This is a genomic window from Streptomyces sp. NBC_00247, assembly GCF_036188265.1.
Taxonomy (GTDB): Bacteria; Actinomycetota; Actinomycetes; order Streptomycetales; family Streptomycetaceae; genus Streptomyces.
Map to the genome: position 1 here is coordinate 599,521 of NZ_CP108093.1, position 22,588 is coordinate 622,108.

The window sequence follows — 22,588 nt, forward strand, 5'->3', positions numbered from 1 at the left end:
GGTGGCGGTGCCTCCTGGTTCAGCGGGTGACGAGTACGTCGACGACGGCGGTGGTCCCGTCCGCGACGGCCTTGAGCGCGCGCTCCAGCGCGGGCGCGAGGGCGTCGGTGGTGTCGACGGTCTCGGTGTGCATCCCGAACGGCTCGGCGAACGCGGCGAGCCGGGGCAGCCGGTGCAGGTCGGTGCCGAGCCATTCACCGGTCTCGGCGGCGGCGCCCTCGGGGTAGAACCTGCGGTGGTTGAGATTCATCGACTTGTAGACACGGTTGTTGAACACCAGGATGAGTACCGGCAGTTCATAGGTCCTGGCAGCGTCGTACGACTGGATCACCGGGTTGTAGGTGAACGCGCCGTCGCCGACCGTGAGGACCACCGGCCTGTCCCCGGCCGCGAGTTTGACGCCGAGGGCGACCGCGATGCCCTGCCCGAGTCCGCCCTGTACGTAGAAGTACGAGTCGGGGTCGGAGGTCAGCAGGTGCCGCTTGACGACCCGGCTGTGGGTGATGGTCTCGTCGACGACGATCCCGCCGGTCCCGTCGAGGAGCCGGCGCAGCGTGGCGGCGACCAGGACCGGGTCCACTCCTTCGCTCTCCTCCGCCTTCGCCTCGGCGGCCGTGATGGCAGCCCGCTCGGCGGCGTACCGCTCCTCCTGCGCGGCGCGGCGCAGAGCGACGGCCGCACGCTGATCGTCAGTGAAGTCCTTTGCGCGCTTGGCCAGTTGGCGCAGGGTGTTGGCGACGTCACCTTCGAGGTACGCGTCGGCGAAGAGCACCTGGTAGACGATGTGCGGTCGCTGCGGCACCTCGTCGACGACGACGATCGTCGCCTTCGAGGGGCGGCGGCTCGGCGGGTAGAAGGGGACGCGGCAGTTGACCAGGAGGATCAGGTCGGCCTCGTCCATCCAGGGGCCGATGTCGCTGCCGGCGTGCAGCGGGTGGGTGCGCGGGAAGTTGCCGCAGACCGCCGAATCGGGTTCGACCACCGGGATGTTCCAGGCCTCGGCGAAGGCGAGGAGGGCCTCGAAGCCGCCCGCCTCCCGGCCGGCGGTCTCGGTGACGATCACCGGGTTCGTCGCGTCGCGGATCAACTGGGCGACGGGGTCGACCTCTTCGGGCGAGCTGTGGGTGGAGCCGGGCGCCACGATCGGCTTGGCCCCGCGGCCGTCCCACTCCTCCAGGAGGATCTCCAGGGGGATGTTGAGGTAGGCCGGGCCGGCCGGTGCCCGCCAGGACAGTTCCGCCGCCCGGGCGATCATGGTGGGCAGGGTGTGCACGCTGGCGGCCTCGGTGGCCCACTTCGTGAAGGGCTGGGCGACGCCGTGCGGGCCGCCCACGATCGAGAGGTTGCGGTACCACTGGCCGCCCGGGTCCTGTCCGGGGGCGTCGCCGTAGGTGCTGGACTCCGAGGAGGTGACGACCATGGGGACGCCGGCGAGCAGTGCCCCGTGGATCGCCATGGAGCCCTGGAGCAGGCCGGGAGCCGCGTGCAGGAGGACTCCCTGCGGGCGGCGGGTGACGAGGCCGTAGCCGGTGGCCATGCCGACCGCGACCGTCTCGTGGGTGAGGTCGAGGTAGCGGGGGGCCGGGTCACCGTCTCGGTGACGCCGGGCCAGTGACTCCCACACCGGGGCCCATTCGGACCCCGATGAGCAGAAGAGGTAATCGGCGCCGACGGCGTTGAAGGCGGAGACGACGGCGTCACCGCCGTCGACGCCTGGCGTGTTCTTGCTGTCCGTCATCTCAGATGTTCCCTCAGCCCTCGACCGGCCAGCCGAGGACCTCGCTGATGCCGCGGCCCATCATCCACTCAAGCTCCTCGGGGGTGAAATCCCAGTGCTTGGTGAACTGCTCGATGGTGTCGGTGTAGGTGATGCCGTGGCCGAGCAGGCGGGTGATGTCGGTGCCGTAGAAGCAGCGCTGCGGCCCCATCTTGTCGACCATCTCGCGGACGTACTTCTCGATGTTCTTGTTCGGGAAGGGCTCGGTGGAGTAGCCGGGCAGGGCCGAGACCTTCACGTAGATGTTGGGGTGCTGGGCGAGGTCGGCGGTCTCGGAGACCCAGTAGCCGATGGCGTCGTCGACGCAGCGGGCCATGATGCCCATGTGGTCGATGATGATCTTCAGCTCGGGGTGCTTGGCGGCGATCTGGCCGAGCTCCCGCTTCCAGATGGGCGCGTGGACCATCGTGGGGACGCGGAGCTCCTCGGCGATCGGCCAGTACCAGTCGTTGGTGCCGTCGATCATCCAGTTGCGGTCCTGCGGCCGGTGGAAGGTGAGGCGGGTGCCCTTGATGTGCGGGTTCTGCGCGAAGTCCCGCAGCATGGCAGTGCCCTCGACCTCGTTGTCCTGGGGGACGCGGGCCATGATGCCGAAGCGGTCCGGGTGGGCCTCACAGGCTTCGAGGGCGTAGTCGATGCGGTTGCCCTCCCAGGACGGCGGGAGGATGAGGGCGCGGTTGACGCCGGCCTCGTCCATGAGCTCCAGCGCCTCTTCGTAGCTGAAGGCTTCCTCGCGGTGGCCGTTGAGGCGGATGCGCTCGCGGGCTCCGGGGACCCAGGGGCGGTCCGGGGCCTCTTCCTTCCAGATGTGGATCTGGGTGTCGACGACGAACATGGGGAACCTCTTCCGTTGCGGGGTGGGGTGGTGTGCGTCAGACGTTAGAGCTGGTGGGGGCGTTTGCTAAGACCCCGGGAGCGCAAGCAGTTGTTGCGCGGAACGGCAGGTCGCGCGGGCTCACGCCGGGGCGAACACGGCCTCGGCGATGTGCTCGGCGATGGCCATGGAGGCCGTGGCGGCCGGGGAGGGGGCGTTGCGGACGGCGGTGACGCGGCCGACCCGGTGGATGCGGAAGTCGTCCACGAGCGTGCCGTCCGGGTCGAGCGCCTGGGCGCGTACGCCGGCTCCGCCGCGGACCACGTCCCCGGCGCCGACGCCGGGGACGTACGCCCCCGCGTCCTTCATGAAGGCTTTGGTGGAGAACGAGCCGCGGTACTCCTTGAGGCCGGTCCGCCAGTGCTGGGCGGCCATCCGCCAGGCCCCGGGGTAGGCCGCGAGCTGCGCCAGGTCCTTCACGGAGAAGGTGGAGAGCTTGTACCCCTCCCTGGCCAGCGCCAGGACGGCGTTGGGGCCGACCTCGACCGAGCCGTCGACCCGGGGGGTGAAGTGCACCCCGAGGAAGGGGTAGCGCGGATCGGGTACCGGGTAGACGAGGCCGCGCACCAGATCGGCCCGCTCCGGTCGCAGCAGCATGTACTCGCCCCGGAAGGGGACGATCCTGGGCGCCCTCTCGTCCCGGGCGAGCTTCGCGACGGCGTCGGACTGGAGGCCCGCGCAGAGGATCAGCCGGTCGACGCGTACGCGTTCCTCGCCGGAGCCCACCTCGATGCCGCCGGGTACCTCGGTGAGCGAGTCCACCGCGAAATCGAGGCGGACCTGGCCGCCGGCGGCCTCGATGTCCTCGGCGAACCGGCGGGCGACCGCCGGGTAGTCGGTGATCGCGGTGCGGGGCGAGTGGAGGGCCGCGATGCCGCCGGCGTGCGGCTCGATCTCCTTGATCTCGTCCTTCGAGATCTTCCGCAGGTCGGGCACGTGGTTGTTCTTGGCCCGTTCGTACAGGCCCTCCATGCGGCCGAGTTCGTCCTCGCGCACCGCCATGACGAGCTTGCCGATCTCCTGGTACGGCAGCTTCCTCTCCTGGCAGTACTCGCGCAGCAGGGACACGCCCCGTACGCACAGGTCGGCCTTGAGACTGCCCGGGGCGTAGTAGATGCCGGCGTGCACCACGCCCGAGTTGTGTCCGGTCTGGTGGACGGCGACCTGCCGCTCCTTCTCGAACACCACCACGCGGGTGCCCGGGCGGCCGAGCGCGATCTCGCGGCCCGTCGCCAGGCCCACGATGCCCGCTCCGACGATGCCGACCGTTTCGTCGGTCATCGGCATCCTCCTTTCTTGCTGATGACGCTGGGGGGAGCTCGATGATGCCGGGTGGCCGCGCGTCAGGAACCGAAGTGGAAGGCGACGGTCTTGACGCGGGTGTAGAAGCGCAGGGCTTCGGTGCCCTGCTCCTTGAACGCGGAGCCCGAGTCGCGGAAGCCGCCGAAGGGGTGGTGCACGTCCCAGCCGGTGGTCGTGGTGTTGACGGCCACCTGTCCGCAGTCGGCCTCCTCGGCGAAGCGGTGGGCGGCGCGCAGGTCGCGGGTGAAGAGGGCGGCGGCGAGTCCGAAGTCGGAGTCGTTGACCTCCTCGACGGCCTCGTCGTAGCCGTCGACGGCGCGGACGACGACGACCGGGCCGAAGACCTCCTCGCGCCAGACGGACATCTCGCGGCTCACGTCGCCGAGAACGGTCGGCAGGACCCAGCAGCCGTGGGCGTACGCCTCCTCCTTCGGGGTGTCGCCGCCCGCGAGGACCGTCGCGCCTTCCTGGACCGCGCGTGCGATGTCGGCGAGGACGCCGGCGCGCTGGCCGGTGGAGACGAGCGGGCCGACGGAGAGGGTGTCCGTCTCCCGGGAGCCGAGTCCCAGCGCGGCGACGGCGTCCAGCAGCAGCCCGGTGAACTCCTCGTACACGGATCGCTCGACGAGAACCCGGCTGGTGGCTGTGCAGCGCTGGCCGGTCTGCCCGAACCCGGCGGCGACCACCGCCTTCACGGCGGCCGTCAGGTCGGCGTCGGCGAGGACGACGGTGGCGTTCTTGCCGCCCAGCTCACCCTGGAAGCGGACGTTGCGGTCGGCGAGCGAGCTGCGGATGGACTCGCCCACGGAGTTGGACCCGGTGAAGGTGACGGCGGCGATGCGCGGGTCCTCCAGCAGCGGGGCGGAGATCTTCCCGCCCCGGCCGGTGACCACGCCGAGCACCCCGGCGGGCAGGCCGGCGTCGTGCAGGGCGCGGGCCAGGTGGAGGCCGGACGTCGGGGTCTCGGAGGCCGGCTTGAGGACGACCGCGTTGCCTGCGGCGAGGGCGGGTGCCAGCTTGCGGGCCGGGGTCAGCAGCGGGTCGTTCCACGGGGTGATCGCGAGGACGATGCCGATGGGCTCGTGGTGGAAGCTGGTACGCGTTTCGGGACGGGCGTCGTGGACGAGCGTGCCGTAACCGGTGCGGGCGAGAGAGGCGTAGTACTCGAAGAAGTCCGCGGCCTTCTGGACTTCACCGCTCGCCTCCTGGAGGGTCTTGCCGTTCTCGGTGACCACCGCGTCGGCGATCTCGGCGGCACGCTCCCGCAGCAGCCGGGCCGTCTCGTGGAACACCCGGGCGCGTTCGAAGGGGCTGGTGCGCCGCCAGAGCGCGAAGCCCTTCTCCGCCTCGTCGTACGCCCGGGTGACCTCCTCGGCGCCGAGCGCGGGTACCCGGGCGACCGGGGTGCGGGTGTCGGACGGGTCGTGGACCTCCAGCCATTCGCCGGCCGCCACCCACTGTCCGCCGAGAAGGGTTTCCATGGTGCGCATCTGGATCATTGCTCCCGTTCGACCGCGGCTGCGCGCGGTGTACAGATGTAACGGCGTGGTCGTCACGACAACACAGGAAGTCCGCGGGGGTGACCAGGCCCGCGGCGGCAGACATTGCTTGCACGTCACGCACGGGCCCACGCGCGTGGATCGTGCTGGAATCGGCACCGCTGAAGGCCCTGGACAAGAAGGAGGCCGCACCATGGCATTCGCCGTGATCGCCCACTACAGCTGTGACCCCGCCGACGAGGACACGGTGCGTGCCGCGCTGCTGAAGATGCGCGGGCACACGCTGACCGAGCCGGGGAACCTCGGCTACGAGGTGCACGCGGAGGTGGACCGGCCGGGCGGGTTCGTGCTGTACGAGCGCTACGCCGACCGGGCCGGCTTCGACGCCCACGCGGCGGCGGACTACTTCGACGAGCTGATCGTCAGGACGGTGCGCCCGCTGCTGACCGGTCGTGCCGTGACGTTCGCGGAGGTGCTGTAGCCGGCACGGGCGGGTGAGGTACGGCGGAGGGGGCGGGGACCCGTGGGTGTCCCCGCCCCCTCCGCCGCACGCGGGTCAGAACTCGTTGCCCCAGCAGTAACGGGCGAGGGTCTCCACCTGGACCAGCTTGCGGTGCTGGTCCTCGGCGCCCAGCAGCGGGCGGGCGGCCACGTCGGCGAAGCCCCGGGAAGGTGCGAGCGCCATGTCCTCAAGGTCCTTGACCTCGGCGGCCGCGTCGATGCGGGCCATCACCGCGTCGATCTCCTCCATCGCGGCGGTGGTCGCGTCCACCGCTCCGAGGCAGGCGTCGCGGTCCTCGGGGAGGGCGCGCAGCAGGTCGAGTTCGGCGTCGGTGCCCCGGTCGAGGGGCAGCACCCAGCGGTCGGCGGGGACCGCCGCGTACAGCCGTTCGGCGCGGGCGCGGTCCACCGTGCCGGGGGCGGCCCAGCCGGGGGCGATGCCGATACGGACGCCTTCCGGGCGCTCGTCCAGCCGCACCGCGAGGGCTTCCACGGCGAGGGCGTCCTCGAAGGAGAGCGCGCCGGCGGCGCCGGGTTCGGTGGCGGTGTGGGCGAGCAGCAGCGGGTTGTTCAGCTGGATCAGCCGCACTCCCCGGGCGACCAGCAGCTGGATCTCCGCGCGGATGATCTCCGCGAGGGCCTCGCCGAGTTCGCGGGCCGAGGCGGGGCCACCCGCGCCGGCGAGGGCCGGGTCGAAGGTGGTGGCGGCGAGGTAGGCCGGGGAGGGCAGCGCGACCTTGGGCGCGACGACCGTCAGTTCACCGATCAGGCCGGCCCACTCCGCGACCAGCGGCCCGTCCGCCTTGGGGAGGGTTTCGGCCACCCAGCGGGCCAGGCCGCCGGTCTCCTCGCCGGTGCGCCGGAATCCGGTGACGCCGTCGAAGACCGCGCTGCGGAAGTCCTCGCGGGGCAGGTCGCCGTCGGTGACGACGGTGGAGCGCAGCCGCCGCTGGAAGACCACGGCCTCCTTGACCGCGGCGAGTTCGGCGTCGCGCAGCGTGTCCGCGTCGCCGCTCTCGCGGGCGGCCAGCAGGGAGGGTGGCCGGACCAGGCTGCCGTGGTGGTCGATGCGGTAGTTGAACGTGTCCGCCATGGTTCAGGCGTCCTTTCCGGCGTTCGTGTCGGGCTTGCCGGAGACGCCCCAGGCGGCGAACTCCAGTTCGTAGCCGAGGGCGGCGAGAACCTCGTCGGCGATGGTCTGGTCCTCGTCCGCGGTGCCGCCGGCGATGCCGAGGCCGCCGATGATCTCGCCGTCCTTCTTGATGGTCACGCTGCCCTCGGTGGCGAGGATGGGCATCGCGGCGCCGGGCAGCTGGGAGAGCTGGGAGAAGAAGACCGGCTGGCTCTCCTGCCACTTCTTCAGCATCTTGCCGGGGCGCTGCATGACGGCGGCCGTGTACGCCTTGGCGCGGGCGATGTCCGGGGTGAGTGGCCGGGCTCCGTCCGGGCGGCGGATGGCCACGGGGAAGCCTCCGGCGTCCACCACGGCCACGCTCACCGCCTTGCCGAGGGCCTGGGCGCGCTTGTGGGCCTCGTCGATGATCTCTTCGGCGGCGGCGAGGGTGATGTTGCTCATGCGGTTTCCTTCGGGGCGGTGAGGGTGCGGCGCAGCCGGGCGACCGCGGCGTTGTAGGGCTCCGGCGTCTCCCAGTACATGGAGTGCGGTGCGCCCGGGACGATCTCCAGGTGCGAGCCCTCGACCAGTTCGTGGGCGCGGGTGACCGTCTTGACGCTGAGTACCGCGTCCTTCTCGCCCGCGAGGAAGGCGACGGTGACGCCCGAGTCCCGTATCTCGTCCAGGCCGGGGCCGTTGGTGTCGAGGTTGCGCAGATCCTGCATGGTGGCCGTGTTGAAGGTGCCCATCTGCTGGAAGAGGAAGGTGAGGTCCTTCCGCTCCTGCTGGAACTTCCGGGTCAACAGCCGGTCGATGACGGGGAGTTTGACGGCCTCGGCGCGGTCCGCGGCGGCGAGTTCGGTGAGCTCGGGGTGGCTGATGCCACCCAGCGAGTGACCGAGGACCACGGATCCGACGCGCCCGGGACGTACCAGGCCGGCGCGCAGGGCGGCGACGGAGCCGATGGACTGGCCCACCAGCATGGCGTCGGTCAGGTCCTCCTGGTCGAGCACGGCGACGACGTCCCCGTAGAAGGCCTGACCGTCGAACTCGGTCTGGGGTACGGACAGTTCGGTTCGGCCGAAGCCCCGCAGGTCGAGCGTGACGACAGTGAACTCGTCACGCAGCGCGGCGACTTGCTGCCACCAGGCGGCATGGTGGCCTCCCGAACCGTGCACGAACACGATCGCGGGGCCGCTGCCGTGGCGCTCGTAGTAGAGGGAGGCGCCGTCCGAATCGACGTAGGGCATGGATCGATCTCCTTTTCGCAGGGGCTGGTGTCGCGACGGCCGTTTCTGCCCCCTGAGGAGCGGCGTTCGGTGCGTGCGGTCGCGAGGCGGCCGGAAGTCCTCGCGGTGGGGCCGGCGGGGCTTCTGGCCGGCCCGGCGCGCGTGCGTGCCGGGCGTCGCCGGGCGGCCGGGACTCCAGAGGCACGCGTCAGTTGGGGCGCTTGCCGTGGAAGACCAGCTCGATCATGGTGTGATCGGGGTCGTGGATGTAGCAGAACTTCGACTGGTTCTCCGGGCGTTCGATGGGGCGGGTGTGCCGGATGCCCAGGTCGGCGAGGTGCTCCATGAAGTCGTCCCAGTCGTCGACCTCGACGGCGAAGTGGTACGGCGCCATCCGGTCCATGTCCTCGACCGGGGTGAAGTGGAGGTCGAAGTTGCCGCGGGTCATCAGCACCACGCGGGTGTTGGACTTCGGCATGATCCGCTTCATCCCGAAGACCTTGGTGTACCAGGCCGCGGTCCGGTCGGGGTCGGTGGTGGGGAAGTTGACGTGGTGGATGTAACGGGGTTCCTTGCTCACGGCGTACTGCCTTTCGGGGGGGAGGGTTGGGGGCCGCTCAAGGGCGGCCGGGCTCGGCGAGGACGGTGTTCGACAGGACGCCGATGCCACTGATCTCGACGTCGACCGTGTCGCCGGCCTCGATCTGGCTGGTGGACTCGGCGCCCATCCAGAGCACGTCACCGGGGTGCATGGTGATGTGCTTGGTGATCTCGACCATGTAGTCGTACGGGTCGAAGACCATGTCGCCGGTCGGGAAGAGCGCACGGGTCTCGCCGTTGACGCGCAGGGTGGTGGTCTGCGCCAGTGCGTCGACGTCGGTCTCGATCCAGGGGCCCATCGGCTTGAAGGTGTCGCTGTTCTTGGCTCGCCAGAAGGTGCGGTCCTCGTGCTGCCAGGTGCGGGCACTGACGTCGTTGCCGATGGTCCAGCCGAAGACGGCGTCCCGTGCCTGCTGGTACGTGGCGTGCCGCAGCGTCCGGCCGACGACCGCGACCAGCTCCGGTTCGGCCTCGAACCGGCCGCGTACCCCGGCGGGTTTCACGATCGCCGTGCCGTGGCCGGTCAGCGCGTTGTTGGCGCGGTAGCCGGCCTCGGGGCGTTCCGGCACGACTCCGGCCTTGTCGCCGAGCAGTCGGGCGTGCTCGATGTGGCGCGGGTAGTTCATGCCGACGGCGTAGAACACGGGCGGGACGACGGGCGGCAGCCAGTCGGCTTCGGCGAGCGGGATGGTGCCGATGACGGTGGGGTCGCCGTCCAGCGGGGAGTCGGAGAGCAGGCGTACGGAGTCGTCCTCCACGCGCCCCCAGACGGCCCGGCCGCCCACCCGGACTCGGGTGTATCGCATGATGGCTCAGTCCGTCAGCAGGTGGGAGACGCGCTTGGTGACCAGGTAGGCGTCCAGGCCCTCCGGGCCGCCCTCGCGCCCGTAGCCGCTGGCCTTGACCCCGCCGGAGGGCGCCTCGTGGGTCGACCCGCCGCAGTGGTTGAGGGAGAGGATGCCGGCCTCGAACTCGCGGGTGAGGCGCTCGGCGGTGGCGGCGGAGCGGGTGAAGCCGTAGGCGGCGAGCCCGTAGGGAAGCGAGTTGGCGATCCGCAGGGCCTCGTCGAGCTCCCGGAACGCGACGATGGGCGCGAGCGGGCCGAAGGGCTCCTCGGACATGAGCGCCGCGTCCTCGGGAACGTCGGTGAGGACGGTGGGGGCGAAGAAGTAGCCCGCGCGGTCGAGGCGCTCGCCGCCGGTACGGATCTTCGCGCCCTTGGCGACGGCGTCGGCGGTGAGTTCCTCCATCGCCCGCAGCCGGCGCTCGTTGGCGAGCGGGCCCATGGTGACGCCCTCGTCCGCCCCGTCGCCGACCACGACCGCCTCGGCGGCGCGGACGAACTCCTCGGTGAACTCCTCGACCAGGCTTTCGTGCACCAGGAAGCGGCTGGGCGAGGTACAGACCTGGCCGGCGTTGGCGAACTTGGCGGCGGCGGCGCGCCGGGCGGCGGCGACCGGGTCGGCGTCCGCGCACACGATGACCGGGGCGTGGCCGCCCAGCTCCATGAGGGAGGGCTTCATCTCGGCCCCGGCGGCGGCGGCGAGCAGCTTGCCGACCGGCACCGAGCCGGTGAAGGCGATCAGCCGGGTGGCGGGGTGGGCGATGAGGTGCGCGGAGACCTCGGCGGGCTCGCCGAAGACGAGGTTGAGCACGCCGGCGGGCAGCCCCGCGTCCTCGAAGCAGCGGACCAGTTCGACGGCGGTCCCGGGGGTCTCCTCGGAGGCCTTGATGACGAGGGAGCAGCCGGCCGAGAGCGCCGCGGCGATCTTCCGCATCGGTGATCCGGCGGGGAAGTTCCACGGGGTGAAGGCGGCGACCGGGCCGATGGGCCGGCGGCGGACAGAGAGCAGGGTGCCGTCCTCGGAGGGGATGATCCGGCCGTAGGCGCGGCGGGCGTCGTCGGCGTCCCAGCGCAGGGCTCCGGCGACCCGCTTCGCCTCTCCGGCGGCTTCGCGCAAGGGCTTGCCCTGTTCGCGGGTCATGACGCGGCCGACCCGGTCGGCCCGGGAGGTGAGCAGGTCGGCGGCCTTGTGCAGGGTCGCGGTGCGCTCGGCGATCGGGGTGTCGCGCCAGAGCGCGAAGCCGGCCTCCGCCGCTTCGGCGGCGCGGTCGAGGTCGGCGGTGGTGGCGAGCGGGACGTGTCCGATCACCGATTCGGTGGCCGGGTTCACGACCGGTACGGTCGCTCCGGCCCCACCCTCGCACCATTCGCCCGCTATGTACATGCGGATGGCGGGGTAGTCGTCGTGGGTCGTCATGGGTGCGTGTGCCCTCTCACGCTCGGCGGGTCAGGTGTCGGGAGGCGGTGGCTGCCCGGAGGCGGCGTCGTGGACCGGTCAGGAGGCGGGGTTCCCGGAGGCGTCACGGGAGGTGCGCAGGGTCCAGATGTGGTGCGGCGGGGTGGTCTCGTGGACGCGCGTCTCGTACGAGGCGTCGACGCGGTCCATGTCCGCCGCGTACTCGACGCGGCCGCCGCAGGGTGCGTGGACGAAGCGGAAGACGTTGGAGCCGACGGTGTGCCGACCGAGCCTGCGGGCTTCCTGCCAGCCCTGGGCGATCATGTGGTTGCCGCCCTCGATCACGTCGTCGAAGCCGGGGACCTCGTAGGAGACGTGGTTGACGCCGGCCCGGTCCGGGCGGTGGCAGAGCAGGAAGTTGTGCTGGTCGTCGTCGCCCTCGCACTGCATGAAGGTGCCCATCGGCTTGACGACGTCGGTCGCCCGGAAGCCGAGCCGGTCGAGGTAGAAGGCGACGGCCTCCTCCTGTCCGGTCTTCGGGATGTTGAGGGCGACGTGGCACATGCGCAGCGGGCGGACCTGGCCGACGGGCTCCAGCGGGGTGTTCCAGCGGCGCACGCTGCCGGAGACGTTGGCCTCGCGCGGTCCGCCCGAGGCGTCGGGCGCCTTGGGGCGGGCGAGGGCGAGGCCGAGGCCGAAGCCGGTCTCGTCCCGGGTGCGGTGCACCCCGTCGCCGGTGCGGGTGACCTCGCGGTCGACCGAGACCCGCGCGACGAGCTTCGCCAGTTCCGCCTCGGTGTCGACGCCCCAGACCACCTCGCGCAGGGTGGGGCCGTCTTCCAGGGCGGGCGGGAGCGAGGGGTCGGGGCGGGTGTCGAGGTGGAGCGTCTGGCCCGCCAGCGTCTCGAACGTGGCGCGGGTGGCGGTGCGTTCCACCGGAATCAGCCCGAAATCCGTGAAGAAGCGGACGCATTCGTCGAGGTCGTCGATGCTGTAGGTGACCGACTCGATTCTCTGGATTCCCATGAACTCCTCATTTCGCGGCCGCGGGCGCTGGACGCGTGACACCGGCCCGGTCAGCATAGAAATCCGGGCGCGCGGCCTCAATGACCCGGCATTTCGTATGGTGCAAACATTTCTTGCGCGGACGGTCGCGTCGTCCGGCTACCGCCCGAGCAATTCGTGGCGGATCAGTGCGCGGCGTCGGATGCGGTGCATCGCGCGGCGGAGGAACGTTCGCCCACTGGATGGGGCGGGACGTTCCCACAACGCGGCGAGGTGCCGTGGCCGGCGTCGCGCACCCGCCGGGAATCGCGGGACGGCCCTCAGGGGAATCGGGCCTCACATGGCGGGGATCGGGTTCTCCGAAAACCACTTGGCGAGGAATTCCAGGAAGACGGTCACCTTCCGCGGTGTCTCCTGGCCGGGGCCGTAGATGGCGTAGAGCGGCCGGTCGGGCACCGCGAGCTCGGGCAGCAGCACCCTGAGCGCGCCCGAGACCAGGTCGTCGTAGGCCGGCCGCTGCGGGAGCAGGGCGATTCCCCGGCCGTGCACGGCGGCTTTCTGCAGCGCGATGTAGGAGTTGGAGGAGAACGCGACGTTGCGGATCTTGTGCAGGGTGCTCGCGTGGCCGTGCCCGACCCGCCAGACGGGGTCGTTGACGTGGACCAGGCAGTCGTGGACGGCGATGTCGTTCGGGTGGCCCAGTGTCCCGTGCTTCTCCAGGTACTTCTCCGACGCGCACAGGACGAAGGGCAGTGAGGCGATTTTCTTCAGCCGGACACTGGAATCCCGCAAGTCGCGCGTGTGGAAAGCGATGTCGAATCCGCCGTCCAGGAAATCGTAGGTGCGATCCGATATGCCGCCCAGCTCGAAACGGACGACGATTTTCGGATGGGCGACGGAGAACGCGGATATGGCGTCACCCAAGTCGAGGCTGCCTATCCACTTCGGACAGATGATGTTGAGCGACCCCTCGGGGCGGTCGTGGAGCTGCGCGATGTGGGAGTCCTCGGCGGAGATCTCCTCCAGGATGCGCGCCGCGAACTCCGCGTAGCGGAGTCCGGGCTGGGTGAGGCTGACGGAGCGGGCCGTGCGGTTGACGAGGCGGACCCCGATCTGGCGTTCCAGTTCCGCGACGTGGCGCGAGATGAGCGATCCCGATGAGCTCAGCGCTTTGGCCGCCCCGCTGAAGCTGCCGATGTTGGCGACGGTGACGAAGCTGCGCATGAGGAGCAGACGGTCCATGGTGGTACCTCCGGCCGTTCACGGCCCCGGTTGGTGGCAGGGCCGCGTCGGGCGGGTTGTGCGGGTGGAGCCTCCGCGCTGCGCTCCGGAACGGGATCACTCAGCTGGGTTGCGCGGATGGGGGTGGACCCGGGGCTCAGGGGCAGTACTGCGGAGCCTTGTCCAGGTTTTCCTTGGTGACCAGCAGGATCGGCGTCTTGTCGATCTTGCTGATCTTCTTTTTGTCGAGCAGTCCTATCGCATTTGTCACGGCAAGGGAACCCGTGCTCATGGCCGAGTTCGCCACGGTTGCGGAGAGTTCGCCCTTCTCGACCCCTTCGAGACCCCGGTCGGTGCCGTTGACGGTGACGATCTTGACGTCCTTGCCGGCCGACGCGAAGGCCGTACGGGCGGCGAGCGCCATCTCCTCGTTCGCGACGAAGGCGTAGCCGAGGTCCGGGTGCGCCTGGATCATGTTCTCGGCCACGTCCTTGGCCTTGGCCGCGTTGAACATGCCCGGCTGGTTGGCGACGACCTTCGCGGTGGCCGGCAGCGCCTTGGTGAATCCGGCGACCAGCATGTCGGAGGCGGCTCCCGGAGCGCCGGCGATCACACCCACTTCGACGGACTTGCCCGCGGCGTCCTTCTCGACCCAGCCCGCGTCCAGCGCGCCGACCGCGCCCAGGTCCACGACGACCGCGCCGAGGATCTCGGAGGGGTCGTCGGTGACGACGGAGGTGAGGAAGATCGGAATGTTGGCGCTCTTCGCCTTGGCGATGTCGCCCTTGAGGGCGTCGACGTTCACCGTCTGCACGATGAGCGCGTCGACGTTGCGCGAGATCATGTCCTCGATGTTGGACAGCTCGGTGCCGGGGTTCTGGTGCGAGTTGGCCGTGTAGACCTTCGCGTCGCCCGTCTTGGCCGTGTTCTCCACCGCCTTCTGGAGACAGGTGTGGAACTCCGTGTCACCGCCGTTGACGAAGCCGAGGGTGACGGAGTCGCCGCCCGAACCGGACTCGCCGCTACAGCCGCTGAGAGCCAGCGCGGCTCCTACGACGGTCGTGGCCAGCACTCTTCGCGGGTGGGTGGTCAGGCTCATGGTGTATCGCCTTTCGTGGCGTGCGTGGGACGTCTTTGGCCGTGCACAGACGCCGAGTCGCCGGCCGCGGGGGCCGACTGCTCGACGGGGTACTTCAGTTGTGGGACTTCTTGTGGAGCTGGTTGGCGATCGCCGCGATGAGCAGGACCGAACCGACCGAGATCTGCTGGAAGTAGCTGGAGACCTGAAGCAGGTTCAGGGCGTTCGCGACGACGCCGAGCAGCACGACGCCGAGCGCGGTGCCGACGACGGTGCCGCTTCCGCCGGCGAGCGAGGTTCCGCCGATGACGACGGCGGCCACGGCGGTGAGTTGCAGAGTGAGGCCGCCCGTTCCGGGGCTGCTCGCGCCGAGCCGGGACAGCAGCATCAGTCCGGCGAGTCCGGCGAGGGTGCCGGCCAGCCCGTAGAGCAGGAGCTTGTTCCGGTTGACGCCGATGCCGCTGAGGCGGGCGACGTGCTCGTTGCCCCCGATGGCGAACGCGTCACGGCCGAAGACGGTGAACTTCATGACCACTCCGGCGACCACCAGTACCGCGATCGCCACGATCAGCAGATAGGGGATGCCGAGGATCTTGCCGTTGCCCAGCGAGGAGAGGTGGGTGCCGATGGACACGCTCAGACCGTCCAGGACGAGCAGGGCGACCCCGTCCAGCAGGGTGGCCGTGGCCAGCGTGGCGACGAACGGGGCCACGTTCGTGTAGGTGACCACCAGTCCGTTGACCAGACCGATGAGGGTCGCCAGCACCAGGGAGACGACGACCGTCACCGTCGTGGACTCACCGTGGGCCAGCATCTGTGCAGCCACCGCGGTGACGACGGCCGCGTTGCTGCCCATGGAGAAGTCCATGCCTCCGGCCGTCATGAGCAGCGTGAGACCGGCGGCGAGCACCGCGGACACGCTGACCTGGCGGAGGACGTTGATGAGGTTGGTCGAGCTGGCGAACGAGTCCGTCTCCAGGCTCGCGAACACCACCACGATGATCAGTACCGCGACGAGTCCCGCGTGCGGGACGCCGAAGAGGGACCGCAGCGAGGTACGTGGCCCGGAAGCGGTGTCCGGGACGCTTTCTTTCGCTCGGGGCTGTGCCGGGGGCGCTTCGAGGCTCACTTGCTCTGTCCTCCGAGGGCGAGGGCGACGAGTTGGTCGCGGGTGATGGTGTTGACGTCGTGTTCGGCGACCGCCCGTCCCGCGCTGACGACGATCACCCGGTCGGCCAGCCGCACGACCTCCTCGGCGGAGGAGGAGGCCAGCAGTACGGCGACGCCGCGTGCGGCGAGGTCGTCGACGAGGGTGTGGATGTCCGCGATGGCCGCGACGTCGACACCGTTGGTGGGGTCTTCGAGGAAGCAGGCGACGGGTGCGGTCTCCAGCCACTTCGCCAGCAGGACCTTCTGCTGGTTGCCTCCCGAGAGCCGGCCGACGGCCGGGTTGCGGGTCAGCGAGACGACTCCGTAGCTCTCCCGCCGCGGCGCGGCCCGGCGGGTGAGCGCGGACCAGCGCTGGAGACGTCGCCGCTCCAGGCGGTCGCTGGCCAGCATCAGGTTCTCGTCCAGGGAGAGTTCCGGGATCAGCCCGAGGGCCCTGCGGTCGCCGGTGACACAGCGCAGCCCGCTGGCGAGCGACCGGGGTATCCGGCCGAAGGGGACCGCCTTGCCGTCCACGGTCAGCTCGCCCGAGTCGGGGCGCCGGCGGCCGGAGAGCAGGTCGAAGAGGCGTGACTGCGCGTCCCCGGCGGGGCCGAGGACGGCCACGATCTCGCCCTTGCGCACGTCGACCGCGAAGTCCTCGATGGTGCGCCCGTGCGTGAGCCCGCGGACCGCGAGGCCGATCTCCCCTGTGGGAGAGGGGCGTTGGGGGCGGGTGGAGACGACGTCCCGTCCCACCATGGAGCGGACCAGTCCGGCGGCGTCGGTCTCGGCCGCCGGTCCGCTGTGCACCACCGCGCCGTCCCGCAGGACGGTGACGTGGTCGGCGACGGAGAGCACCTCGTCGATGTAGTGCGAGATGTAGACGACGGCCATGCCCTCGTCCCGCAGGGTCCGTACCAGCGCCCTGATCCGGTCGGCGGCCTCGGCACCCAGGCAGGCGGTCGGCTCGTCGAGGATGAGGACCTTGCCGCCGCGCCTGACCTCGCGGGCGACCTCGACCATGGTCTGCTCCGCGACGGTCAGCCCGCCCGCGGTCCGCTCCACGTCGATGCTGATGCCCAGGTCCGCGAGGGCCTTGCGGGCCTGCTCCCGGACCGACTTCCAGGCGACCAGGGCGCGGGGCGCGGGCAGGTCGCCGAGGAGGATGTTCTCGGCGACGGTCAGTTCCATGACCAGCTCGCGGCGCTGCGGCACGGTCGAGATGCCGAGCCGTCGCGCCTGTCGCGTCGACAGGCCGGGCTGCGCCTGCCCGTCGATCTCGACGGTGCCGCCGTCCGCTTGGTGGACCCCGGCCAGCACCTGTACGAGGGTGGACTTGCCGGCCCCGTTCATACCCATCAGGGCGTGGATCTCGCCCGGCCTGATGTCGAGGGAGACCCCTTTGAGGGCGGCGGCCCCGCCGAAGCTCTTGCGGAGGTCGCGGATCCGGACCACCGGCTCCCGGGGCGCTCCGACGGCGGTGTCGGCGGTGGCGCTCCCGTGGAGCGCGGTGGTGGGTGTCACGTCGGTGCTCCCCTCGGTACGTCGGTCGGCGGACGGTGTCACGGCTGCGACCGGTCCCCGCCGGCAGAGACGCGCGCGAATCCGCGGATGTCGGGGAAGGGCGGCTCGCGGTCGGCCTGCAGGTCCACCTGGAAGGTGTTCAGGCACATGCCGAGCATCGTGAAGTTGCCCAGCGAACCGATGGCGTCGACCAGCCCCTGGGAGCCGAAGTGCTCGTGGGCGGCGGCGAAGGTCTCGTCGGAGACGAAGTGCTTCTCCAGTACCTCCTGGCAGAACGTGTAGAACGCCGTGTCCGCCTCGTTGTCGAACTCCGGCGTGCGGCGCTCGGCGATCGCGTCCACGGCGGCGGCCGGTACGCCGGCCTCGATCGCCGCTTTGACGTGGGCGTTCCAGGAGTACTGGGCGTCCCAGTTGCGGGCGGCCATCAGGAGGGTCAGCTCCCGCAGGTGCTTCGGCAGGTCCGAGTCGAAGCGGACGAACGCCCCGAGGGACTCCACGCGTTCGCAGAGTTCGGGGCTCTGCAGCCAGACCCGGAACGGACCCCGCACCCCGCCGCGACGGGCGGTGATGCGGGCATGGAGCTCCTGCTGGTGCTCGTTCATCTCTTCGGTACTCAGAACGGGGAGGCGCATGGCCGGTCCCTGCCTTTCGATCTGCGACACAAACTGGAAATGTGCGATGGCAGCAGACCGTACATCCGGCTGGTAGAGGCTCACCCTTCTCGGAACGCAAGGTAAAGGTGCGCATCCGGGGACTCTCGGCGGAGCCCGTTTCCCATAACGTCGGACGACGCCTCGCCGTCGAAAGGGTTTGCGCATGAGCGTCATCGTCAAGGCCGCCACCGTCCCGCTGCTGGACCGGGGAGGTTCGATCGTGACGACCCCGCTCGTCACGACCGTCTCGGCGGAAGGCGAGAATCGGATCACCAGCGGAATGAGCGTGTATCCGGTCGGCTCCGGGGCGCCGATGCACTCGCACAACTGCGACGAGCACGTGACGATTCTCGAAGGGGAGGCCGAAGTGCTGGTCGAGGGCTCCGTGACGCGTTTGGAGCGCTACGACACCACGTACATCCCGTCTCCCGTACCCCACCTCTTCCGGAATGTCGGGGACACTCCCCTGCGCATCCTGTGGGTCTATACCTCGGGCACGGTGACCCGCACGTTCACCGATACCGGGGTGACGGTCGAGCACCTCTCGGCCGAGGACCAGATGGGGCGCTGAGCGGCGGGCCGCCACGGGCGCGCGGAGCACCGGGGCAGGGCTGCCGGACGTCGGTGGTCCGCCGGCCGCCCGGCGACAGTGGCGGCCCGGCGTGCACGTCCGCTCGCGGGGGGCCGGACCCGCGGGGCGCGCGGACCGTCGGGCCGGGCGGGAGATCAGGCTCCCCCGCCCGGCGGGACCGTGAGAAGTGGTCGGACGGAAGGTGAGCGAGGTGATGACATCGGGTTCGGTGCCGAAATCCTGGCCGTAGTCGATTTCCTGTACGTGGTCGAGGTCGTCGATGCGAAGTATTTTCGGCTTGGACCGGTGCGACCAGTTGTTGACGAAGTACCCCATCGCCAGGAAGGCGAGCCGGAAGCCCCGACCGGCGTCACACTGCCGGCTCCGCGATCGATCAGGCAGCCGGCGTAAGCCGGTACGTGTCAGTGACGCGCTGTCGACCGAGACGGCGACCGTCTCGCCGGCACCCTGGCCACGGGAGCGCGCCACGGCAAATGCGCCGTCGTCCCCCCGCACCACATCGACCAGAGCGCCTTGACCGTCCGGCATGGAGACCTGCGCGACCGCGGCGCCCGCCTCGCCGTCGGTTGCCGTGAGCAGGCCGGGCGCCGTGCTCGCCGGCCACGCCATGCCCGTGCTGAACTTCAGCACCGTGGGCGGCCGAGGCGCTCCCAGAGCCATGACGACGCACCCTGCGACCAGGCAGAACACGAGCACGGCGACACCTGTTCGATGCCGCGGGCGTACCCCGGATACGTCCGTGGCCGGCAAGCTCTCTCCCCTCGCTTCCGCCGGGCACGGGGTGCCCGGGAGAGGAGGCGAGTCCCCCGCGAAAACGCCCGCCCCACGATGGGCTGCTCTCCTCATGCGACGGCGACTCGACTTCCGGAACACCGGATACTGCTTACGTCATTCAATTGCTTTCCCGGGCACCGCATTTCCGTACGGAGGTGCTCGAAATAAGCACCTCTCAGGGGTGTTTTTGCCGCACGAGGCCAGAAAGGCTCCCCGGGCGAATGGTTCCGCGACTCGCGAGGTCACCGAAGACGAACTGAGGGGAGGACCTTTACGACCTCGTCCCCCGCACGTGCCCCTGTCCGGCGGGGCCCGCTTCCGCCACCTTCGCGCGCGCCCGGGCGACCACGACGGGCGAGGCGTCCACCGGTGCTTCCAGGACGTCGGCCTCCACCCCGTACAACTCGCCCACCAAGGAGGCGGTCACGGTGGTGCGCGGGTTCCCCTGGGCCAGGACGCTGCCGTCCTTCATCGCGACGAGGACGTCGGAGTAGCGGGCGGCGGCGGCCAGGTCGTGCTGGACCATGACGACCGTACGGCCGGCGCGGGCGACCTCGCGGACGAGTTCCAGTACTTCCACGACGTGCCCCAGGTCGAGGGCGCTGGTGGGTTCGTCGAGCAGGACCACGGGGGTCTGCTGGGCGAGGACCATGGCCAGCCAGCAGCGCTGGCGCTGGCCGCCGGAGAGGCGGTCGAGCCGCTCGCCGGCCAAGCCGGTGGTACCGGTGGCCTCCAGCGCTTCGCGCACCGCGTTCTCGTCCTCGCGCGACCACTGCCGCAGCAGCCCCTGGTGGGGGTGGCGTCCGTACCGTACGAGCCCCGCGACGGTCACCGCCTCGGGGGCGCGGGGCGACTGGGGCAGCAGGGCGACGCGCCGGGCGGCTTCGCGGCGGCCGAGCGACCAGATGTCCGCCCCGTCCGCGTGGACCGTACCGGACTCCGGCTGGTGGAGCCGGGCGACGGCGCGCAACAGGGTCGATTTCCCACAGCCGTTGGGGCCGACGATCGAGGCGACCCGCCCGGCCGGCACGGTGAACCCGGCGTCCTTGACGACGGCCCGGCCGGGGTACGAGACGTGCAGCCCGCGGACTTCGAGGCCGATCGGCGCTTGCTTCTTGAGGGGGTTCATGCCGGGGAGTTCACGCCTTTTCTTCGGTGCGGTCCGAACGGAAGAGGACCCAGAGCAGGAAGGGCCCGCCGAGGACGCTGGTGACGACGCCGACGGGGAGTTCGACGGGGGCGGCGACGCGGGCGAGCGCGTCGGCGGCGGTGACGAGGGCGGCTCCGGCCAGGCCCGCGCCGAGGACGGGTACCCGGGTGGGTCCGGCCAGTCGCTGCGCGAGGATCGGTGCGCCCAGCGCGATGAAGGCGACCGGTCCGCCGACGCCGACGGCGACACCCGCGAGCAGTACGGCCAGGGCGAGCGCGGCGGCGCGCACCCGGCGCAGGTCGACACCGAGCGTGGCGGCCATGTCGTCGTCGAACCGCAGGAGTTGCAGGCGGTGCCCGGCGGCGAGAGCGAGCGGGACGAGGAAGCAGAGGGCGATGAGGAGGGGCGTACCGGCTTCCCAGTCACGGCCGTTGAGGCTGCCGACCGCCCAGAGGAAGACTCCTCCGGCCGAGTTGTCGTTCTCGCGGGACATCACGAGGTCGCTGACCGCCCCGACGAAGGTGGAGACGCCGATGCCGGTGACCAGGACGCGGTAGCCGGCGCTCCCCGCTCCGCCCGCGCACAGGACGACGAGCGCCGCGGCGGCGACGGCGCCGACCGGGCCGAGCCACCACATGCCGACCATGCCGGTGGACGTTCCGGCGGCCGCGGCGACGACCGCCGCGGTGGCTCCCTCGTTGACGCCCACCAGGTCCGGGGTGGCGAGCCGGTTTCCGGCCAGGGTCTGGGTGAGGCAGCCGGAGATCCCGAGCGCGGCACCGACCATGATGCCGACGAAGACACGGGGCAGCCGGAATTCGCGGACGATCATCACCGTGCCCGCGTCTGAGGCGCCCAGCAGGCCGGAGAGGGTCCGCGCCGGGCTCATGCCGGACGAGCTGGCCAGCACGGAGAGCGCCACGAGCAGCGCGAGTACGGGCACGAGCAGCGCCGCCACGAGGGCGCTGCGGCGCGGGAAGAGCCAGGAGAGGGCGCCGGTGCGCAGCACGGTGCTGTCGGGTGGCGTGAGGTCGGGGGCGGATGCCGCCCCGGTGCGGTCGGTCATGCGGCTGCCCCCGCGGTGGAGAGCCTGGACGAGCGCGCGATCCAGATGAGCAGGGGTCCACCGACGAAGGCCAGGAGCACACTGACCGGGGTCTCCCAAGGGCGGATGACGACCCGGGCGAGGATGTCGGCGAGGATCATGACGTCGGCGGCGATCAGCGCGGAGAGCACGAGTTGCGCACCCATGGACGCGCCGGCCAGGGCGCGAGCGGCGTAGGGCGCGAGCAGCCCGAGAAAGGCGATGGGTCCCGCCACGGCGACGGCGCAGCCGGCGAGCAGCGACACGGCGACGGCCACCACGAGGCGGATGCGCCCGGGGTGGTGGCCGAGCGAGCGGGCCCCGTCGTCGCCGAGGCCGAGGGCGGCGAGCGGCCGGACGCAGCAGCCGGCGGTGAGCAGACCGATCGCCACCAGCGGCACCAGGGGCACGAGTTGACCGGACTCGACGCCGGCGAGCGATCCGATGGTCCAGTAGCGGTAGGTGTCGAAGGTGGACTGGGTACCCAGCAGGACGTACGAGGTGAGGCCGTGGAAGGTGGCGCTGAGCGCGGCACCGGCGAGCACCAGGCGCAGCGGGGAGCCCGCGGCCCGCCCGGACGCGGCGAGCAGGAGGACGACCGCGCTCGCCGCCATGCCGCCGAGCAGCGCCCACACCAGCAGGGCGCCGGGGGAGTCGGCGTGGAAGAAGGTGAGTCCGAGGACGACGGCGAACGCGGCGCCGGAGTTGACGCCGAGCAGCCCGGTCTCCGCGAGGGGGTTGCGGGTGGCGGCCTGGAGGAGGCAGCCGGCGGTGCCGAGGCAGAGGCCCACCAGGATCGCGGCAAGGGTGCGCGGGAGGCGTACGTCCATGACGGCGAGGCGCAGTTGGGCGTCGGCGCGGGCGGACGGGTCGCCCCAGAGGTAGTCCCAGGCCCGGCCGGGCGGGGTGGAGCCCGTGCCCGTCAGCAGGGAGGCGAGGGCCAGGCAGAGCAGGGCGACGAGGCCCACGACGGCCCAGCGGGCCGGATGCCGGTCCCCGCTGCCCGCCGCGGCCCGGTCTTCACGGGAAGACCTGGATGTTCGGGCTGGACGAGAAAACCGGGACATCCGGGTTTCCGCCCTTCCGGGAGAGCCCTCTTGCGCGATGAACATATGGTTAGCCTAACCTAAGTGGCGTTGCCCGGGTCGGTGGCCCCCCACGGCCGATCCGGCCGGGGTTCGCCATGCCCGCATGTCGCCCGTCCGGGCATGACCGGGCCTCA

Annotated in this window: 21 protein-coding genes; 2 read left to right on the top strand and 19 right to left on the bottom strand. The window is 71.0% G+C overall.

Annotated features, from left to right (window positions below; translation table 11 throughout):
- Positions 1-19: 19 nt before the first annotated feature.
- From OHT52_RS02350 to OHT52_RS02365, 4 genes are all read right to left on the bottom strand, one after another.
- Positions 20-1,738 (bottom strand): thiamine pyrophosphate-dependent enzyme, encoded by a 1,719-nt coding sequence (locus OHT52_RS02350; protein WP_328718419.1) that lies wholly within the window; start codon positions 1,736-1,738, stop codon positions 20-22.
- Between the two features lie 13 nt (positions 1,739-1,751).
- On the bottom strand, positions 1,752-2,612 hold the full coding sequence (locus OHT52_RS02355) for an amidohydrolase family protein (protein ID WP_266711646.1): 861 nt from the start codon (positions 2,610-2,612) through the stop codon (positions 1,752-1,754).
- A gap of 120 nt (positions 2,613-2,732) precedes the next feature.
- Complete coding sequence (gene lhgO / locus OHT52_RS02360) at positions 2,733-3,932, bottom strand: L-2-hydroxyglutarate oxidase (RefSeq protein ID WP_328718420.1); 1,200 nt, start codon at positions 3,930-3,932, stop codon at positions 2,733-2,735.
- A gap of 62 nt (positions 3,933-3,994) precedes the next feature.
- Positions 3,995-5,452, bottom strand: a complete 1,458-nt coding sequence (locus OHT52_RS02365; RefSeq protein ID WP_443046463.1) for an aldehyde dehydrogenase family protein — start codon at positions 5,450-5,452, stop codon at positions 3,995-3,997.
- A gap of 193 nt (positions 5,453-5,645) precedes the next feature.
- Between OHT52_RS02365 and OHT52_RS02370 the strand changes: the two genes are divergently transcribed.
- A complete protein-coding gene (locus tag OHT52_RS02370; RefSeq protein ID WP_328718422.1) occupies positions 5,646-5,933 on the top strand; it encodes a putative quinol monooxygenase in 288 nt (95 codons plus the stop codon).
- A gap of 75 nt (positions 5,934-6,008) precedes the next feature.
- On the opposite strand, the gene OHT52_RS02375 is transcribed toward OHT52_RS02370, so the two are convergent.
- The 12 genes from OHT52_RS02375 to OHT52_RS02430 form a co-directional block, all read right to left on the bottom strand.
- Positions 6,009-7,046: a methionine synthase II (cobalamin-independent)-like protein gene (locus tag OHT52_RS02375; protein WP_328718423.1), complete on the bottom strand. Its 1,038-nt coding sequence runs from the start codon at positions 7,044-7,046 to the stop codon at positions 6,009-6,011.
- Between the two features lie 3 nt (positions 7,047-7,049).
- Positions 7,050-7,529 (bottom strand): GlcG/HbpS family heme-binding protein, encoded by a 480-nt coding sequence (locus tag OHT52_RS02380; RefSeq protein WP_328718424.1) that lies wholly within the window; start codon positions 7,527-7,529, stop codon positions 7,050-7,052.
- Positions 7,526-8,317 (bottom strand): alpha/beta fold hydrolase, encoded by a 792-nt coding sequence (locus tag OHT52_RS02385; protein WP_328718425.1) that lies wholly within the window; start codon positions 8,315-8,317, stop codon positions 7,526-7,528. Before OHT52_RS02385 ends, OHT52_RS02380 begins: the two co-directional genes overlap by 4 nt.
- 187 nt (positions 8,318-8,504) lie before the next feature.
- Complete coding sequence (locus OHT52_RS02390; protein WP_328718427.1) at positions 8,505-8,876, bottom strand: VOC family protein; 372 nt, start codon at positions 8,874-8,876, stop codon at positions 8,505-8,507.
- A gap of 37 nt (positions 8,877-8,913) precedes the next feature.
- Positions 8,914-9,702: a fumarylacetoacetate hydrolase family protein gene (locus OHT52_RS02395; protein WP_328718428.1), complete on the bottom strand. Its 789-nt coding sequence runs from the start codon at positions 9,700-9,702 to the stop codon at positions 8,914-8,916.
- A 6-nt stretch (positions 9,703-9,708) separates the two neighbouring features.
- Positions 9,709-11,157, bottom strand: a complete 1,449-nt coding sequence (locus OHT52_RS02400; protein ID WP_328718429.1) for an NAD-dependent succinate-semialdehyde dehydrogenase — start codon at positions 11,155-11,157, stop codon at positions 9,709-9,711.
- 78 nt (positions 11,158-11,235) lie between these two features.
- Entirely contained in the window at positions 11,236-12,162 is a 927-nt protein-coding gene (locus OHT52_RS02405) for a VOC family protein (protein WP_328718430.1), read from the bottom strand.
- Positions 12,163-12,477: 315 nt separating this feature from the next.
- Positions 12,478-13,383, bottom strand: a complete 906-nt coding sequence (locus OHT52_RS02410) for a LysR family transcriptional regulator (RefSeq protein ID WP_328718431.1) — start codon at positions 13,381-13,383, stop codon at positions 12,478-12,480.
- A 136-nt stretch (positions 13,384-13,519) separates the two neighbouring features.
- Positions 13,520-14,461 carry a sugar ABC transporter substrate-binding protein gene (locus tag OHT52_RS02415; RefSeq protein WP_328718432.1) on the bottom strand — a complete coding sequence of 314 codons (942 nt, stop codon included), beginning with the start codon at positions 14,459-14,461 and terminating at the stop codon, positions 13,520-13,522.
- Positions 14,462-14,555: 94 nt separating this feature from the next.
- Positions 14,556-15,569: an ABC transporter permease gene (locus OHT52_RS02420; RefSeq protein WP_328718433.1), complete on the bottom strand. Its 1,014-nt coding sequence runs from the start codon at positions 15,567-15,569 to the stop codon at positions 14,556-14,558.
- Entirely contained in the window at positions 15,566-17,113 is a 1,548-nt protein-coding gene (locus OHT52_RS02425) for a sugar ABC transporter ATP-binding protein (protein WP_328718434.1), read from the bottom strand. Before OHT52_RS02425 ends, OHT52_RS02420 begins: the two co-directional genes overlap by 4 nt.
- Positions 17,114-17,151: 38 nt before the next feature.
- Entirely contained in the window at positions 17,152-17,745 is a 594-nt protein-coding gene (locus OHT52_RS02430; protein ID WP_328718435.1) for a carboxymuconolactone decarboxylase family protein, read from the bottom strand.
- A 184-nt stretch (positions 17,746-17,929) separates the two neighbouring features.
- On the opposite strand from OHT52_RS02430, the gene OHT52_RS02435 reads away from it, so the two are divergent.
- The gene (locus OHT52_RS02435; protein WP_328718436.1) at positions 17,930-18,337 is read left to right on the top strand and encodes a cupin domain-containing protein; all 408 of its coding nucleotides are present in this window, start codon (positions 17,930-17,932) and stop codon (positions 18,335-18,337) included.
- Between the two features lie 1,066 nt (positions 18,338-19,403).
- On the opposite strand, the gene OHT52_RS02440 is transcribed toward OHT52_RS02435, so the two are convergent.
- From OHT52_RS02440 to OHT52_RS02450, 3 genes are read right to left on the bottom strand one after another with little or no spacing between them, the layout of a single operon-like run.
- A complete protein-coding gene (locus OHT52_RS02440; RefSeq protein ID WP_328718437.1) occupies positions 19,404-20,261 on the bottom strand; it encodes an ABC transporter ATP-binding protein in 858 nt (285 codons plus the stop codon).
- 10 nt (positions 20,262-20,271) lie between these two features.
- The gene (locus OHT52_RS02445) at positions 20,272-21,348 is read right to left on the bottom strand and encodes a FecCD family ABC transporter permease (RefSeq protein ID WP_328718438.1); all 1,077 of its coding nucleotides are present in this window, start codon (positions 21,346-21,348) and stop codon (positions 20,272-20,274) included.
- Positions 21,345-22,334: a FecCD family ABC transporter permease gene (locus OHT52_RS02450; protein WP_328718439.1), complete on the bottom strand. Its 990-nt coding sequence runs from the start codon at positions 22,332-22,334 to the stop codon at positions 21,345-21,347. Before OHT52_RS02450 ends, OHT52_RS02445 begins: the two co-directional genes overlap by 4 nt.
- Positions 22,335-22,588 lie beyond the last annotated feature (254 nt).